The organism is Nonomuraea sp. 10N515B, assembly GCF_052245915.1.
GTDB lineage: Bacteria > Actinomycetota > Actinomycetes > Streptosporangiales > Streptosporangiaceae > Nonomuraea.
Genome location: NZ_JBQQBQ010000083.1, coordinates 1 through 16,461, shown reverse-complemented (window position 1 = coordinate 16,461; position 16,461 = coordinate 1). Strand labels below are relative to the sequence as shown.

Below are 16,461 nucleotides of genomic sequence, written 5' to 3'. Positions count from 1 at the left end.
ATTCCGGCGAAATGAAAACCGATCGGTTTCCAGGCGTGCCGCAGCGATATCCGGCGCCGCGCACAGCCGGGCGGACATCCGAACCCGAACAGCGCGGCCACCAGGAGACCGACGGCCAACATCACCCAGCGCCGGGTCAGCCCCGCGTCACCCTTCACCTCCTTCTCGTCCATCGGCCTCCAGTCGATCATGTCCCCGCTCGCAGTGGACTTCTTGATCGACTCGCTGATCTGCGCCCCCAGGTTGACCTGCTTGCCGCCGACAGCGGCCCCCTTGCCGGCGTTGACCAGACCGACGGGCAGTTTCGTCACGTGACCGGCCGGATCGATGGCCGCTCACGCCGACGACCTTGTGGGTCTGCCCCGGCTGCACGGTTATCTCCGAGGTTTCGTCTGATCGCCGGTTGATGATCGGTTCGTCGAAGTAAGGCTCGTTGACCAGCCCGGTACTGGAACGTGCCGCCGTACTCGGTTGTGAGCTTCAGGTTGTTGCCAGGTTCAGCCCGGCGGCCCGCGCAGCGGTGCCCGACCTACTCGTTGTGAAGGACGGCGGCAATGGTGAGGCGGGCGGCGGACCGGGCGGGGATGAGCGCGCCGAGGACGGCGATGGCCACGCCCGCCGCGGCCAGGAGGGCGAGTTGTGGCGGCTGCCAGACGTCCTTCATGAATTCGGGGAACACCACGATGCCGACGTTGTCCACGAGCAGGCGGTGCGCGACGATCCCGCAGGGGATGCCGATGAGGGCGCCGGCCAGACCGAGCGCCGCCATCGACGTCACGGTCATGGTGGTGACCTGGCGGGGGGTCATGCCGATGGATTTGAGCATGCCGAGGTCACGACGGCGTTCGCGGGTGTTGAGCAGGACGGTGTTGAAGACGCCCAGCGCCGCCACCACGATGATGAGCGTGGTGAAGACCGAGGCGAGCCCCACGACGGTGGTGGTGACGAGGGAGTCGGGGACCGCGACGGAGGGGTAGAGACCGGGGTCGGCCGCTCTGACGGCCCTGGCGTAGGCCTCGGGGTCGGCGTGCGGGGTGAGTTGCACCTCGTAGTGGTCGGCGCTGGTCTGCGGGGCCAGCGTGGCGAGGGTCTGCCAGGAGGACCACAGGAAGCGGACGTCGCCGTTCATGAGCTGGCCCACGATGGTGGCGCGGGCCTGCTTGCCGTCCAGCTGCAGGGTGACCTGGTCGCCGACCGTCAGGCCGCGCTGGGTCAGGAAAGGCGGCGGGGCGACGATCTCGCCCGGCCCTTCCAGCCAGCGGCCTTGGACGACCTGCGGCGCCAGGGTGGAGGGGTCACCCCGCTGGAAGTTGACGTCGCTGCGCTGGGCGTGGCCCGCCAGGTGCACTTCGACGAACACCTGTGCGGTCACCTTGCCGGCTCCCGGCAGTGAGCGCAGCAGCGCCTCGATGCGCTCGTCACTGAGCGTGGGCGCGGTCTGCTGGAAGGCGGGCTTGCCGGCGCGCACGACCACCCGGGAGGCCGAGTCGGCCTCGGCGAAGGCGAGCATGGTGCTGGTCAGGCCGGTGGTGAGGGTGACGGTGGTGACGCCGAGAACGATCGCCGCCAAGGTCATCATGGTACGGCCGGGCCGGGCCAGCGGCTGGCCCAGCCCGAGGCTGACGGGGCGGGGAAGCCATGTTCCGCCGAGCCATCGCTGGACGGCCAGGGCTCGGCCCCGGGCGGGTGCGCTGCCGGCGCTGATCGCCCGGGCGGCCGGCAGCCGATGGGCGCGCAGCGCGGGCACCAGCGCGGCCAGGAGGACCAGCACGAGCATGCTGGCCGGCGCGGCGACCGGCACCCAGGGGCTGATCCCGATGTCGGCGGCGCCGTTCTCGACGCCCTGGAAGGCGGCGCGCAGCACGGGCCCGGCCAGCATGCTGCCCAGGAGCGTGCCGAGGACGCTGCCGGCGACGGCGGGCATGGACACCATCGTGAGGTAGACGATGACCACCTGGTTGGGGGTGAAGCCCACGGCCTTGAGCACGCCGATGTGCCGGGAGCCGGACACGACCGCGCCGCTGACGACGTTGGCCACGATCAGGACGGCGACGAGCAGGCTGAGAGCACTGAAGAGAGTCATGAACAGCAGGTAGGCGTCGGCCGAGCTGGCGTAGGCGTGGCGCAGCGCGAGGTGGGACCGGGCGACGCTCAGCGCTCCGGCGGGCAGCCCGGCGGTGGCCGCCTCCAGGGCGGCACGTACCTCCTGCTCGGTGTCGTGGTCGGTGAACCGGTAGAGCATCTGCATGCTGCCGGGGCGTAGCGCGGCGGCCTGCTGGGGGGTGACCCAGGCATCGGCCGACTGGCTCATGCTGGAGGCGAAGCCGACGACGGTGAGCGGCGGGAGGCCGGGCGCCTGCAGGCGGGAGCCGAGCGCGCCGGGCCGGGGCGGGGCGTCGGCATTGCGCAGATTGAGGACGATCTCGCCGAGGGCGGTGGCCCAGCGTCCTTGCAGGGGGCGGACGCGGTCGACGGGGTCTGCGAGCCCGGCACGGCCCACGATCTTGAGGGGACCTTCGGCCTCGGGGATGTCGGTGGTCCGGGGAAAGGTGATCAGGGCCTGGTCGAAGGGGCCGGACGCGGCCTCGACGCCGGGCCGGTCGCGGGTCTCGGCCAGCTGCTGCCTCGACACCTTCGCGGTGTCGAAGACGGCCACCGCGTGGGCGCCGCGCTGCTGGTCGAAGGCCCGGTCGAACGGGGTGGTGGCGGCGTCGAGCAGCCCCAGGGCCAGCATGGTGGTGATGGTGCCGGACAGCACGACCAGCCCGGTGATAACGGTTTGCAGCCGTCGGCGGCGTACGGCCGCGCGGGCGGTGCGCCACACGGCGCTCATTCGACCCCCTCCAGCGTGCTGTGCCGGGCGATGCGGCCGTCGGCGAGTTCGACCAGGCGGCTGGCGCAGCGGGTGGCGAGGTGCGGGTCATGGGTGACGATCAGCAGGGTCTGGCCGATCTGGTTGAGGTCGATGAGCAGGTCCATCACCTGCTCGCCGGAGCGGCTGTCCAGCGCGCCGGTCGGCTCGTCGGCCAGGATCAGGGCCGGGCGGTTCATCAGGGCGCGGGCCACGGCCACACGCTGCCGTTCGCCGCCGCTGAGCGTGGCCGGGTAGGCGTCCTTGCGGGCGGCGATGCCGAGCTCGTCGAGCAGTTCGAGGGCGCGTCTGCGGGCGTGGCGGGCGGAGGTGCCGATGAGTTGCGCGGGCAGCGCGACGTTGTCCAGCGCCGGCAGGTCGTCGATGAGGTTGAAGAACTGGAAGATCATGCCGATGTGGCGGCGCCGGAACAGCGCCAGCCCCGTCTCGTCGAGCCCGCCCAGGTCCTGGCCGTCGACCTCCACCGTGCCCGCCGTCGGGCGGTCAAGGCCGGCGATCATGTTGAGCAGGGTCGACTTGCCGCATCCCGACGGTCCCATCACGGCGACGGCTTCCCCGGCGTGGATCCGCAGGTCCAGGCCGTTCAGCGCCGTGGTCGCGCCGTACTCCTTGCGCACGCTGTCCAGCCGTACGACGGGCTGGCCGGTCCGGTCATCATTGTTCACCTGGAGAACCGTAGGGCAGGCGTGCGGGTGGCGGCATCGGCCCGCGGACTGACCCCTGGCGGCGGTGTCGTACCACAGATGTACGGCTGTGGGACCCCGGTCTGATGCGCTGCCGGCCGGCATCTGGAAGATTGAAGGTCGTGTGGGATTCCGGGGCCGGGTGGCTGCTGGTGGCGCTGGTGGCGGCCTGCGCCGTGGCGGGGTGGCTGGGCGTGGCACTGGTGCGTGCGCGCCGCCTGCACCGGCGGGCGCTGGAGGAGCGCGGCTGGCTGCTGGAGCGGGAGCGGGAGAGCGCGGCCCGCGCCGCGGTGGAGGGCGAGCGTTCCCGAATCGCCCGTGAGCTGCACGACATCGTCAGCCACAACGTGAGTTTGATGGTGGTGCAGGCCGGGGCGGCCCGGGAGGTGCTGGCGACGATGCCAGGGGAGGCGGAGCAGGCGCTCAGGGCGGTCGAGGGCGCGGGCCGGGACGCGATGACCGAGCTGCGTCACCTGCTGGGGCTGCTCGCGCCGTCGCAGAGCGGCGAGGACGAGCCGCACGAGAGCGAGTTGTCGCCGCAGCCGGGCCTGAGCAGACTGAGCGCGCTGGTCGACCGGTTCGCCTTCGCCGGTCTGCCCGTCGAAGTGCGCATTTCGGGGGCGCCGCGGCCGCTGCCCGCCGGGATCGACGTCACCGCGTACCGGATCGTGCAGGAGGCGCTGACGAATGCGCTCAAGCACGGTAGCGGCGTGCAGGCGCAGGTGACGGTCCGCTACGCCGAGCACTACCTGCGGGTGGAGGTGCTCAACAGCGGGCCGAGCGTTCTGACCGGCGATGCGCCGGCCCCCGCCGATCAGCGGGACGGCGCAGGCCGCGGGCTGATGGGTCTCCGTGAGCGGGTCGCCGTCTACGGCGGCGACCTGGATGCCCGGCGGCGGCTGGGCGGCGGCTACCGCGTGCGGGCGCGTATCCCGCTGGACCGGCCGTGAGCGCGGCAGAGGCGGTGCCGCGGGTGCTCATCGCCGATGACCAGGCACTGGTGCGAGGTGGCTTCCGGCTGATCCTGACCACGCGCGGCATCCCCGTGGTGGGTGAGGCGGCCGACGGGGCGGAGGCCGTCGCGGCGGCGCGGAAGCTGCGCCCCGACGTGGTGCTGATGGACATCCGCATGCCCAACATGGACGGCCTGGAGGCCGCCCGGCGCATCCTGCTGGAGCAGCCGACCTGCCGGGTGATCATGCTGACCACGTTCGACCTGGACCGCTACGTCTATGCCGCGCTGTCGCTGGGGGCCAGCGGCTTCCTGCTGAAGGACGTGACCCCCGAGCATCTGGCCGCCGCCGTGCGCCTGGTCAGCACCGGCGACGCGCTGCTGGCCCCCTCCATCACCCGCCGGCTGGTGGAGCGCTACGCCTGCGCCGACGTGCGGCCCGCCCCCGCCCCAGCCGCCGCACACCGCGAACTGGTCGGGCTGACGCCCCGCGAACTGGAGGTGCTGAGGCTCCTGGGGCAGGGGCTGTCCAACACCGAGCTGGCCAAGGCCCTGACCCTCAGCGAGTCGACCGTCAAGACGCATGTCGGCCGCATCTTCACCAAGCTCGGGCTGCGAGACCGGGCGCAGGCGGTCGTGCTCGCCTACGAGACGGGGCTGGTCTCGCCGGGTGAGAGCGGGTAGGAGCCTGCGCCGCGCCGGTGTGGTGGCCCTTTTCCACTCTTGAGCACCTGCGGCCCGACGTCGCCCCACGCGCCGCACCTTTGGTCAGCCGCGCACTGTGGTGGTGCGCAGCTCCGGGTCGGAGTTGATCTCAGGTTCGGTGAACCCCACGTTGACCCACTTCTTGCGCGAGTAAAGCTCGGTCTGGTCGGTGTGATGGGGTGAGGCGGGGTTTTGGCCGACTGCGAGTAGGTGAGGATCATGCGGGCACTCGGGGGCCAGACCAAGTACGAGAGAAAGGGGCAGCGGGGTGCTGAGCCGCAGGCCAGAGGGCATATGCGTCGGATGATGTGACCCTCCGCGTGGGTTTGGTTGCGGTTTGGTGAACAAGGTGTCTGGTGGAGTTGATCGTCGCTACGGTTTCGGCGTCTGGACGCCGGAATCGAGGCGTGGGACGGCCTTGGGATGACGTGGATCGAGCGGACCGCCTATCCGCAGTTCAAGCGGCTGACATCGGCGCGGGTGCTGCATGTGTTCTTCACGCCGTCGTCGGAAGAGGTGGCCTGGGCCGAAAAGCGCACCGGCAGCCCGGAGTCGCGCTTCGCGCTGGTGCCGGCGTTGAAGTGCTTTCAGAGGATGGCGCGCTTTCCGTCCCCGGACGAGATCCCCGAGGTGGTGATCGACCACGTCCGGCGCTGTCTGGAGTTGCCCGAGGACGTCTGGCCGGACCATGGCTCCTCCGGCAGCGCTAAGGCGCATCGCAAGCTGGTGCGCCAGCGTCAGGGAGTGCAGTACGACGCGGGCCGGGCCCGGGCGATCGCCGCGGCGGCGATCCGGAAGGCGGCCCAGGCCAAGAACAACCCGGCGGACCTGATCAACGTGGCGATCGAAGAGTTGCTCCGCCTCCGGCTGGAACTGCTCGGGTACACGACGCTGGAGGACCTGGCCAGCAGCGTGCTGAGGTGAACGCCACGATCTTCGCCACATCAGCCGCTTCGGCGCGTACGCCACCGACGAACTACACCACCAGCCAGACCCGTTCGATCCCCTGCTAAAAGAGGTCGACTTCACCGACGTCGAGCTGGCTGCTTGATCAAAAGGGCGCTGGTGCCAGTGCCGAGAGCGCTCGGCTGAGCATCGGTGCTCTCGGCTCGCTCGGCAGCGTATGACGGCAACTTGTTGATCGTTTGAGCCACACTTCCCGTTTCCGGACATGACCAACAAGGGTGCGCGCTCGAAGGCCGCAGCCTGGTCAAGTCTTTCTATCGGACCGACTCGACCAGGCAGGATGGGCTGTCAGTCGTCGATGGCCTGGTAGAGCGTGGTCCAGAAGTCGTGGATGGCCCGCGCCGAATCCGGGGTGGACATGCCGGTCTGGGTGAGCAGGATGCCGACGAGTTGGTGGTGCGGGTCGGCGTAGACGGTGGTGCCGCTGCCGCCGTCCCAGCCGAACTGGCCGACGGGGGCGTAGTCGCCCCGGTAGGTGCGCACCGCCATGCCGAAGCCCCAGCCGCCGTGCTGTCCCAGGCCATACCCCCGATGGACGGAGTCGCGGCCGAAGGCCACTCGGGCGGCCAGCTGCTCGGGTGGAAGTTGGTTGGTGGTCATCATCTCGACGGCGGGCCGGGACAGGATCCGTTCGCCGTCGTGAATCCCGCCGTTGAGCAGCATCCGGAAGAAGGCGTGGTAGTCGTCGGCGGTGGAGTCGAGTCCGCCGCCGCCGGACTGGAACGCCGGAGGCGTGCTGTGGTGTCCCCCTTCGTCAGGGTCCTCCACGCGGAACTCTCCGGTCTGCCAGTCGGGGGCGTACAGCGGCGGCAGCCGGTGGATCTTGTCGGCGGGCACGTGGAAGCCGGTGTCCTTCATGCCCAGCGGGTCGAAGATGCGCTCGCGCAGGAACTCCTCGAACGACTGGCCGGTGACCCTGGCCACCAGCACGCCGAGCACGTCGTTGCTGAGGTTGTAGATCCACCGCTCGCCGGGCTGGCAGATCAGCGGCAATGCGCCGAGGCGGCACATCCACTCATCCGGGTCCGGCGCGGGCAGCAGCCATCCGTCCTCCTGCCCGTAGATGCCCCGCTCGAAGAGCGCACCCATGATCGGGGTGCCCGGCGCGGTCATGTCCATGCCGAGCCCGTTGGTGGAGGTGAGCAGGTCCCGCACGCTGATCGGCCGCCGCGCCGGCACCGTGTCGTCCAGCGGTCCGTCGGGCCGCGTCAGCACTTGCCGGTCGGCGAGCTCGGGCAGCCACGGATCCACCGGGTCGTCCAGCCGCAGTCGGCACTCGTCCACCAGCACCATCGCCGCCGCCGCCCCGACCGGCTTGGTCGTCGAGGCCATCCGGAAGATGGTGTCGCGGCGCATCGGCGCGCCACCGTCATGGCGCATCGTCCCGATCGTCTCAACGTGGGTCTCCTCGCCCCGGCTGACCAGGGCGACCAGCCCGGGGATCTTCCCGGACTCGACATGCCGTGCCAGCACGTCGCGCAGTCTGTCCAGCCCGGTCTTGGAGAAGCCGCTGTTGCTGTGTCCCATCATGAATCTCCTTTACACAATGTCTGATCTTGCAAGACCCGTCCCGGCGCGGCGCGCACGAGAGTCGGGAGTCCGGCGGTCTCAGGCGGCGACGCGCGCGATGGCGTCGGTCAACTGCTTGCGCGCACGCGCGGGGACGTAACCGCCGTCGGAGTAGTCGCGGACGAACTCCTCGACGAACTTCACCGGATCCTGCCCGACGATCTCGCGGATCGGCGTCCCATTCGCCGCAGCCTGTTCGAACAGGGCGGCGAGTTTCTCGAACCGCGACGCGTCGCTGCCGCCGTCAGACGGCACGAAGTGCATCATGTGCCGCTCGATCGCTTCAACCGCCGTGCGGTAGTCCGGCGGGAGCTGGCCCACGCGCGCCTTGTACTGCCGCCACCGCCGCTTGGGGCCGATCATCCTCGCGATGAAGCCACCCATTGCGATGTCAGACATATCCTCTGCCTCCTTTGTGCCAGACGTTCATGTATCACTGAATGTTTGTGACAGTACATTGCATTCAACCTTCGGTCAACATTCCTCGGCGTCAAAAGGCCTGTATAGCTGAGGTGTGTGGCCGAAATTGCAATGAATATGAAACTGAATGCAATGGGTGATCACGCTTTGGATTGCAATGAGGTGCGAGTGAATGCATACTGTGCGGCAGGAGAGCGGGCGCCGAGCCCGCGCACGCACGCAGATGGGAGACGAGCGTCGATGCCCGGAGACAGGCTCACCAGCGAGGACCGTCAGCAGATCGCTGCCGGGCTGGCCGAAGGGCTCGGCTACACAGAGATCGGCCGCCGTCTCGGGCGGCCCGCCTCCACCATCATGCGGGAGGTCACCCGCAACGGCGGACCCGACGACTACCGGGCTCAGCGGGCCCAGGAGGCCACCCAGCAGCGGGCCCGCCGGCACCGCCAGGCCAAGTCCCCGGCGCCGCCGGTTGGCGACAGCAGCCACGGGCGCGATCCCCGGGCGGTCCAGGACCTCACCGAATCCTTCGCCACGCTCCTCGAACAGCAGGGCATGCCTCGGATGACGGCCAGGGTGCTGGCCTGCCTGTACGTCACCGACTCCGGCACCCTCACCGCCTCCGAGCTGGTCCATCGGCTTAACGTCAGCCCCGCGTCGATCTCACAGACCGTCGCCTTCCTCGAACAGCAGGGGCTCATCAAGCGGGAACGCACTCCCGGCGGGCGCCGCGAGCGCTACGTCGTTGACGACGAGCTCTGGGTCCGCTCCACCCTCGCGGCCATGCAGCAGAACGACACCCTGATCGCCGCATCGCAGCGCGCGGCCCAGATCCTCGGGGCTGCGACCCCGGCCGGCGCGCGCTTCGGCGTCGCCGCCGAGTTCCTACGCTTGGTGAACGTGCCCCTCCGACAGGCCATGGAGCAGTGGCAGCAGAACCAGGCCGACCGGAACGCCCGTGCACCCCTGTCCGAATAAAGCAATCATGCGAAATCCACCGGCTGCCCCTTCCAGCCGTACTTGGGCTGTGGGCCAAGCTGACCCGCGAGGACAGCAAGTCCTTCGCTTTGAGTTGGCCCACCGCGCTGCCGACGCCGCGGATTGCACACTCCAGCGGGCGATGATCAGCCTGGCCCGAACCGCCCAAGATGTTCGGGCAGGCCGTTCACTTGGTTATTCCTCCTCAACGGGCCGATCGGGTCTTTCCGGCGTGCCGGCTCCGCGGACCGCGTGTGCCTGTCCATCTCGACGCACGACAGAGAGGGTTCCGTGCTGCGGGGGCTTGGCGAACCTGCCTGTGGACGAACTGGCCCGAGCGGCCTTCTTCCCTGCCGCCCGTCGCGTCACTCCGCTTGCCTACGTGAAATCGTGGGCCGACGCCGAGCTGCACGAGGTCGCGCCGGGCACGCCCCTCGCGGGACCGAGAACCACCGGCAGCCTGACCGGTCCCTCGGTGATGATCGACGAGTTGTAGACGATCTCGTCCGTCCCGACCGCTAGGCGCAACTCGGGGAACCTGCCGAACAATGAGGCCAGCGCGATGCGTGTTTCCAGCCTGGCCAGCGGCGCACCGAGGCAGAAGTGCGGACCGCGGCCGAGCGCCAGATGCATCTCCGGCTCCCGTGTGACGTCGAACCGCTCGGCTTCCCGGCCGAACCTGGCCGGATCCGTGCCCGCTCCGGCGAGGCCGATCATGATGGCCTCCCCGGCCGGGATCGTCACCCCGGCGAGCTGCACATCATGCCGCGGGTAGCGCAACATGATGCCCACCACCGAGGTGCGGCTGCGCAGCGTCTCCTCGACCACCTGCTCCCAGGCGATCTCCTTACGCGCCAGCGCGAGCTGCTTCGGGTCCGAGCACAGGGCGATGACGGCGTTGCCGATCAGGTGCACGGTGGTCTCGTGACCGGCGATCAGCATATGCCACATGATCCACAACATCTCGTCCTCGGTCAGGCGGTCGCCGTCGTCCTCTTGCGCGCGGATGAGCCCGGTGGTGAGGTCGTCGCCGGGTTCGCGGCGCTTGCGCTCGATGAAGGCGGCCAGGTAGCCGAGCACCCCGTTGTTCGCGGCGAGGGACTCCTCCGGAGCGGCGGTGTGCGACACCAGTACGTTGCCCCACTCGCGGATCTGGGGCCGCTCGTCCTCCGGAACGCCGAACAGTTCGCAGATCACTGTGAGAGGCAGCGGCGCGTTGAAGGAGGACACGAGGTCGACCACGCCGCCTTCGGCGGCCATCCGGTCGAGCAACGCGTCCGTCATCTTCTGGATGCGTGAGGTCAGCCCCTGCACGCGGCCGGGCGTGAAGGCGTGGTTGATGAGACCTCTCAGCCGATGGTGGTCCGCACCGTCCTTGGTCAGGAGATGTTTGCCTTCGATGATCTGGCGCAGCGGCCAGTCGGGGGGGATGCTGCCATCGTGCAAGGCCGTGAAGTTCCTGGGGTCCTTGCTGTAGAGGATGCCGTCGTTCGCGAGGACCTCGTTGATCATGTCGTACGAGGTCACCAACCAGACGGGCACCTTGCCCGGCAGTTCGACCCGCAGGACGGGGCCGATCTCGTCGCGATAGCGGCGGATCGTTTGGGATGTCCGCTCGTTCGGAGCCGGCAGTTGGAGGGGGATGTGCATCGGCAACAACTCCTATGACTGAATGTCATACTCACTGTGCGTGTCACTGTTGACCACGCCAAGTAGCGAAGGTCTTACCTCCGAGCAGCTTCCACCTGCCGACCAGGCCACATTCTGTGCCGGTCGTGTCTTGGGAATGAGCACCGGCGCCTGGTTGCCGCCCGGCACCACGCCGGCGCGACCCAGGGAACCCAGGGGTGAGGCCTGCGGCGGCTCGGGCCGGCGGGGCATGTGGTGAACGCGGTCTCGCATCGGTGAGCCGGTCCCGGCAGGCACCGGGACCGGCTCAGCGTCACGTGCCGAGCTTCAGGACGGCCGCGTAGTACACGTGGGCCAGCCCGATGCACTTGACGCCGTGGTGGACGATCTGCGCGTGAGCGGTGGGACCGGTAGTGCTGGTCGAGCAGCGGCAGGTAGTTGTTGCCGTGATAGGCCGACACCGCTTCGTGCGCGACCGCCAGAACGTCGAGGCCGCCAGCGTCCTCCAGCGCCTTCAACACCAGCCGGCCCGCCCGCTCGGCAACATCCCCGGATCCGGAACCCGCGCTCGCGGCGGGATCGGTACTCGCGCCGTCCGTCGGCGGATCGGCTGCGTCGGGCTCGGCGGGTGTGACGGCCTCGCGGACGCCGTCCAGAACATCGCCGAACACGCCCAGCAGGCGTTCGGACTCGGCCCGGTGCGCCTCCCGTAAGGCTTCCAGCTGGTCGCGGCCCTTCTTGTGGATTGTCGCGATCCGCTTGCAGAACATCGTGACCACGTCGTCCCGCACTCCGGTCCGCACCGTATGCAGCAGGCTCACGATCAATGTGAGGCGCTTGTCCTCGTCCAGCACCTTGCGCAGGTCCGCGACATCGGTGACCCTCGCCTCTCCGGCGAAATGTGCGATCTTCCCCGGCGGGATCCCCTCCAGCCACGCCTCGGTCGGCCCGAGAGCGTCCAGTTCCCGCAGGAACGCCAGACGGCCCTTGAACTTGTTGAGGGACGCGGCCTGTGCCACGTCCTTCAACCCGTCGTACGCGCTGCGCCGGGCAATGGGGTCGACAACCAGTAGCCGGGCCAGTCTCGCCCGGGCTCCGGCGTCAACCCGGGCGGCCACCAGTGTGAAGAACCCGCGGTTCACCTCGGTGCGGATCTTCTTGGTCATCTCATCCAGCGTCGTGTAGCCGGGCAGCTCGCATTCCGCGCGAACCAACTCCTCGAGCGCCACGTTGATCAAGTCAGCGGGGTTGTCCTTGGCCTGGACAGCCTTCCGGATCGCCTCATCGGCCACCTCCCGGACCCGGGCAGCGTCATAGGTGACGCCCATCCGCTGACGCACGAACGAGCGATGCCGCTTGGCCGACCGCTCCGCGGCATCCTCCAGCGCCACCCCCTCCGGCAAGCCGATCACCTCTCGGATGTGCTCGGAGACCACCGCGGGGACATCCTTGAGCTTCGGGAAATATCCCAGCCGCTGGTAGGCCTTCAACCACACCAGCAACGCCAGCAGATGCTGATCATCCTGCGTCTTGCCGCGCGCCCACTCCACCTCGACTGCCGACGGAGTGAACACCTCCGCCAGTTCCCGCGCCGACACGGCCCGCGCGAACCTCGGGTACGCCGTCCGATCGATCGACGCCACCCAAACCCTCCGGAACCATCACTAACCAGCGTGAAGTCAGGAGTTTAACGACCGGTGATCAAGAGCGTGGCCCGTTTCTGCCGTATTCCGGAGGCACCCGACAAGCAGCCGCCGCGACCGGTTGAATCAAACGGGACGGGCACGAGGCGGTGTTCCGCCGCAGCCGCGCCCCGTCGACAACCAGGCAACTCTCTCCGACTAGGCTTCGGGAGACCGAGGCTAAGTCACAGGCATGCCCTTTTGGTCAGCTGCTCGCGCTGGAGTAACCGCGTACGCCCAGGCGCCAGTAGAGGCGCAGGGCCGCGACGGCTGCCACGCACATCGCGACACCGCCGAGAACAGGCAGCCAGCCGACCCCGTCCGTCAGCGCCTCGATGGGGAAGCTGGTGGCGAAACCCACGGGAAAGGCGAAGGTCAGGAAGGCGCGCGCGGCCGCCGGATAGTACGCCAGGGGGTAGCGGCCCGCCTCCATGAAGGCGTCGAAGACCACGGTGATCGGCCCGGCGCCCTGCGTCCAGAACGCCAGGTAGACCAGCGCCGACCAGGCGCACGTCAGCAGGACCAGCCCGCAGCAGCCGAGCAGGATCGCCTGGACGACCTCGATCGGGCCCGGGCGCACGCCCGCAGCCGCTAGCCCGGAGCAGAGCGCGATCAGGCCGGTGGCGGCCTTGCCCAGCTCGGCGAGCCTGATCCAGCGGAAGGTCAGGTAGAACTGCGCCGAGACCGGCCGGATCAGGACCAGGTCGAGTTCGCCCTTGGTGAGGTAGGCGGTCATCCGGGTGAGGTTGGGCGCGACGAAGGTTGCCAGCAGGCCCGTCGTGATCTGGTACGCGCCGACGAGGGCGACGACCTCGGCGCCCGTCCAGCCGTTGACCTCGTCGGCGTGGCCGTACAGGAACCAGACGGGCAGCAGCCCGACGAGCAGTTCGGCGAGTCCGACGGTCAGCGTGGCGACGAAGTGGGCGCGGTAGTGCGTCTCGCGCACCAGCGCCTGGATGAGGAAGCGGCGCATCAGCCGCAGGTGGGCCCTCATGCGCCCACCGCCGCATACGCGCGCAGCCCGGCCCGCCACACCGCGCGCGCCCCCAGCACCGCGATCGCGGTGTAGGCGACCTGAAGGGCGAGGCCCTCGGCCAGGGCGGGCGCGCCCATGGCGATCTCCAGCGGGAAGGAGAGCATGAAGCGGTACGGCAGCGCCGACGTCCACTCCGGCATCAGCGCCAGCGGCACCACCCCGCCTGAGAGCACCCGGGCCAACAGCGCGTTGGCCGAGATGAGGCCGCCCACGTCGTCGAACCAGAACGCGAGCGAGCCGATCAGGTGGTCGACGGCGTAGACGAGGATCGCGGCCAGCGCCACACTCACCGCGACGAGAGCCCAGCGGGCGTCGGGCAGTCTTACGTCGAGCAACCACCAGAGCAGCGCGATAGCCGGAGCCTGCCAGCAGAGCTTGAGCAGCTTCTCCACGAGGTTGTTGGCGATGCCGTCCAGCGGGCTGGGCACGGGCCTGACCAGCCAGACCGACAGCTCGCCGCGCCGGATGGAGGCCGCCAGGTACGGCGCGAGCCAGGAGGAGGTGAGCATCTGTACTACGCCCATGAGCACGAAGTACGTGGTCAGGTACGTCTCGTCGACAGGCAGGCGGGCGCCCGAGCGCAAGGCGGCGCGCCAGATCAGCAGCGAGACGACCGGGGCGGCCAGCCCGCCGAGCACGTAGAAGGCGAACTCGCCGCGGTAGGCCATCGCCAGGCCGAGGTTGAGCCCGAGCAGGCGGCGCAGCACGCGCAGTGTGGCCCTCATCGGGCACCGTCGTAGGCGATCCGGCCCTGCTCGATGACGACGATCCGCTGGCAGAGCGCCTCAATGTCGCCCATGTCGTGGCTGGTGAGCACGATCGTGGTGCCGCGTTCCCTATTGAGGGTGGCCAGGAAGCCGCGTACACGCGCCTTGGCCTCGACGTCGAGGCCGATCGTGGGCTCGTCCAGGAACAACAGCTCGGGCCGGTGCAGCAGCGCGGCCAGCAGCTCCAGCCGCATGCGCTCGCCGAGGGAGGTCTTGCGCACCTGTACGGCCAGCAGGTCCGTCACCCCGAGCAGCTCGGCGAGTTCGGCCACCGAGTCCCGGAACTCCTTGTCGGACATTCCATACATGTCCTTGTGCAGCAGCAGGCTGTCCATGGCGGGCACGTCCCACCACAGCATGCTCTTCTGCCCCATGACCATGGAGATCCGGCGCAGGTGGTCACGCTCGCGCCGGGCGGGGATGCGGCCCAGCACGTTCAGCTCGCCCGAGGTGGGGTGGAGCAGCCCGCACAACATCTTCAGGGTGGTGGTCTTGCCTGCTCCGTTGGGGCCGAGCAGCCCGAGGAACTCGCCGCGCTCGACGGTGAAGCTGATGCGGTCGACGGCGAGCCGGGTTTCGTAGCGGCGCCGTACGACGCTCTTCAAGGCGCCGAGGACTCCTGCGCCCTGCTGGTGGAATCGGTAGGTCTTGGTGAGATCACGGATTGTTATGACTGCGGGCATGCGCAACTTCGCCTTCACGGCCGGGGGAGGTTGGTGACGTGGGGGCACACGGCACGCCCGGCGGGGCTCGTGGCGCAACCGCTAGGCGGACCTAACGGCAGTTATCTCGCATGATCTGGATGCTACAAGGAATCGCCCGCCTCGCTCGACCGATTTTGGCTCCCACCCGTGGCCGGCTCCGGCGATGGCGCGCACCGCGTCGGGGTAGATGTCGAAGTTCCACGCCTCCAGGTAGAAGGTCGCGGGTACGCGGCCGCTCAACATCTCCAGGATGGCGGGAAACTGGTGCACGACGCTGTGATGGCGGCCGACGGGCGATCGCTCGGGCCAGGACGCCCGCAGGGAGCCCGAGGCTGTGAAGGCGGCGCCCAGGTCCAGGCCCTCCTCGGCCATGCCTCCATCGACACGTCAGCCCGGTACTTCCGAGAAGGCTCAGGAATTGCATCTGGTGGCTGAGAAACCGCAGGTCACGAGGTCACGGAGGTGTCGGAATAGCGCGCCGGGCCTTCGGTTAGCAGCCACGTGACCAGGGACCTCTCCAGCGCGAGCCCGTTTGACGCAGGACCCGCCCATCACAAGGGGCCACGGTGAGCGTGAGGTCTTTACAAGCGCAGCGATGAAGGACGGCCATCGTTGTGGTCGGGCTCGGACCCCACCGGAGGGTATTCGGACAGTTCCAATATCCGACTGTGCCATTACGGGCACCACCGAGCAAGCCGCCGTCGTCGACCGCGTCTTCGAGTAGCCAGCCACCAGTATCGGACCGCTGGATGGCGGTAGGGCCGCTGACGTCAGCCCGCTACCGCCACTGACCGATTGGTTGCTGCTCAGGGGCCATGAACGCCAGCACGTCGAAGTCCTCGTCCTCGCCTTCTCCCTCGGCAGCCGCCTCGTCCGTGGGTTTCTGGCCATCGCCGGCCGCGTCGGCCGCCGTGCGGCTGTCATCGTCGAGGCCGACCAGCGCGCAGATGCGCTGCGTGGTCTCGGGATTCAACCGGGAGCAGATCCGCACCGACCAGGTGACCTCCGCGTTGTGCAGGGCCGAGGCCACGATCCGGGAGATCCGCCCGGGCGTCGGCGGTTCGATCCTCTCCTCGCGCAGATGCTTGAGCAGTTCCTCCCGGACCCGCTCTGGTCGTCGCTCGGCGTGCGCGATGTTCTCGGTCAGCCACCCCGCCAGCTTGGTGGCGTCCGCGGTCGTGCAGGTGCGAAAGCCCAGGTGCGTACGGATCTGGCTGCGGTGGTACTCGATCGTGGAGCCGGACCACTCGTAGAAGCCGAGCTCTGAGGCCGGTACCTGCACCTGCTTGGCCACATGCTCGACCACGTCATCCGGCAGTTCCGAGCGGCCGCGCGGGAACCGGCCGTGCTGCGTGTAGAACTTCAGCAAGATAACGAAGCTTATCTTTAGCTTCGATTTCGATCATGGCTGTGACCAGCGGAGATTCGATGTGGACGGTGTCGTCGACGAGCTCATGGAGTTGTCCTGTCAGCAGGGTCCGGTGAGTTTGGAGGAAGCACG

Annotated in this window: 17 protein-coding genes; 4 read left to right on the top strand and 13 right to left on the bottom strand. The window is 68.9% G+C overall.

The genetic code is table 11. From position 1 onward, the window contains the following. Positions 1–529: 529 nt before the first annotated feature. Entirely contained in the window at positions 530–2,833 is a 2,304-nt protein-coding gene (locus ACTWQA_RS52725; RefSeq protein ID WP_443166373.1) for an ABC transporter permease, read from the bottom strand. After that, on the bottom strand, positions 2,830–3,537 hold the full coding sequence (locus tag ACTWQA_RS52720; RefSeq protein WP_443166372.1) for an ABC transporter ATP-binding protein: 708 nt from the start codon (positions 3,535–3,537) through the stop codon (positions 2,830–2,832). The genes ACTWQA_RS52725 and ACTWQA_RS52720 overlap by 4 nt, the downstream gene beginning before the upstream one ends. A 140-nt stretch (positions 3,538–3,677) precedes the next feature. Between ACTWQA_RS52720 and ACTWQA_RS52715 the strand changes: the two genes are divergently transcribed. Both ACTWQA_RS52715 and ACTWQA_RS52710 read left to right on the top strand, forming a co-directional pair. Beyond that, positions 3,678–4,505 carry a sensor histidine kinase gene (locus ACTWQA_RS52715; protein WP_443166371.1) on the top strand — a complete coding sequence of 276 codons (828 nt, stop codon included), beginning with the start codon at positions 3,678–3,680 and terminating at the stop codon, positions 4,503–4,505. Beyond that, entirely contained in the window at positions 4,502–5,191 is a 690-nt protein-coding gene (locus tag ACTWQA_RS52710) for a response regulator (protein ID WP_443166370.1), read from the top strand. The genes ACTWQA_RS52715 and ACTWQA_RS52710 overlap by 4 nt, the downstream gene beginning before the upstream one ends. 84 nt (positions 5,192–5,275) lie before the next feature. Here the strand turns inward: ACTWQA_RS52710 and ACTWQA_RS52705 are convergent, their stop codons facing one another. Continuing rightward, positions 5,276–5,506: a hypothetical protein gene (locus ACTWQA_RS52705; protein ID WP_443166369.1), complete on the bottom strand. Its 231-nt coding sequence runs from the start codon at positions 5,504–5,506 to the stop codon at positions 5,276–5,278. A 129-nt stretch (positions 5,507–5,635) separates the two neighbouring features. Between ACTWQA_RS52705 and ACTWQA_RS52700 the strand changes: the two genes are divergently transcribed. Beyond that, positions 5,636–6,136: a DUF4158 domain-containing protein gene (locus ACTWQA_RS52700; RefSeq protein ID WP_443166368.1), complete on the top strand. Its 501-nt coding sequence runs from the start codon at positions 5,636–5,638 to the stop codon at positions 6,134–6,136. Positions 6,137–6,466: 330 nt separating this feature from the next. On the opposite strand, the gene ACTWQA_RS52695 is transcribed toward ACTWQA_RS52700, so the two are convergent. Continuing rightward, a complete protein-coding gene (locus ACTWQA_RS52695) occupies positions 6,467–7,708 on the bottom strand; it encodes a serine hydrolase domain-containing protein (protein ID WP_443166367.1) in 1,242 nt (413 codons plus the stop codon). A gap of 78 nt (positions 7,709–7,786) precedes the next feature. Next, positions 7,787–8,146: a DUF1048 domain-containing protein gene (locus ACTWQA_RS52690; RefSeq protein WP_443166366.1), complete on the bottom strand. Its 360-nt coding sequence runs from the start codon at positions 8,144–8,146 to the stop codon at positions 7,787–7,789. Positions 8,147–8,407: 261 nt separating this feature from the next. Here ACTWQA_RS52690 and ACTWQA_RS52685 point away from each other — a divergent pair, with 261 nt between their 5' ends. Next, positions 8,408–9,142, top strand: a complete 735-nt coding sequence (locus ACTWQA_RS52685) for a helix-turn-helix domain-containing protein (protein ID WP_443166365.1) — start codon at positions 8,408–8,410, stop codon at positions 9,140–9,142. Between the two features lie 378 nt (positions 9,143–9,520). On the opposite strand, the gene ACTWQA_RS52680 is transcribed toward ACTWQA_RS52685, so the two are convergent. The 8 genes from ACTWQA_RS52680 to ACTWQA_RS52645 all read right to left on the bottom strand — a co-directional run. Further along, the gene (locus tag ACTWQA_RS52680; protein WP_443166364.1) at positions 9,521–10,792 is read right to left on the bottom strand and encodes a cytochrome P450 family protein; all 1,272 of its coding nucleotides are present in this window, start codon (positions 10,790–10,792) and stop codon (positions 9,521–9,523) included. Between the two features lie 74 nt (positions 10,793–10,866). Then, complete coding sequence (locus tag ACTWQA_RS52675) at positions 10,867–12,414, bottom strand: DUF4158 domain-containing protein (protein ID WP_443166363.1); 1,548 nt, start codon at positions 12,412–12,414, stop codon at positions 10,867–10,869. Positions 12,415–12,658: 244 nt separating this feature from the next. Continuing rightward, the gene (locus ACTWQA_RS52670) at positions 12,659–13,447 is read right to left on the bottom strand and encodes an ABC transporter permease (RefSeq protein ID WP_443166362.1); all 789 of its coding nucleotides are present in this window, start codon (positions 13,445–13,447) and stop codon (positions 12,659–12,661) included. Beyond that, complete coding sequence (locus ACTWQA_RS52665) at positions 13,444–14,214, bottom strand: ABC transporter permease (RefSeq protein WP_443166361.1); 771 nt, start codon at positions 14,212–14,214, stop codon at positions 13,444–13,446. The genes ACTWQA_RS52670 and ACTWQA_RS52665 overlap by 4 nt, the downstream gene beginning before the upstream one ends. Continuing rightward, the gene (locus ACTWQA_RS52660; protein ID WP_443166360.1) at positions 14,211–14,939 is read right to left on the bottom strand and encodes an ABC transporter ATP-binding protein; all 729 of its coding nucleotides are present in this window, start codon (positions 14,937–14,939) and stop codon (positions 14,211–14,213) included. The genes ACTWQA_RS52665 and ACTWQA_RS52660 overlap by 4 nt, the downstream gene beginning before the upstream one ends. Before the next feature lie 81 nt (positions 14,940–15,020). After that, positions 15,021–15,332 (bottom strand): hypothetical protein, encoded by a 312-nt coding sequence (locus ACTWQA_RS52655; protein ID WP_443166359.1) that lies wholly within the window; start codon positions 15,330–15,332, stop codon positions 15,021–15,023. 406 nt (positions 15,333–15,738) lie between these two features. Further along, complete coding sequence (locus ACTWQA_RS52650) at positions 15,739–16,329, bottom strand: DUF4158 domain-containing protein (protein ID WP_443166358.1); 591 nt, start codon at positions 16,327–16,329, stop codon at positions 15,739–15,741. Beyond that, positions 16,268–16,461: hypothetical protein (locus tag ACTWQA_RS52645; protein WP_443166357.1), on the bottom strand; the 194-nt coding region annotated here is incomplete at its 5' end. The genes ACTWQA_RS52650 and ACTWQA_RS52645, both read right to left, overlap by 62 nt.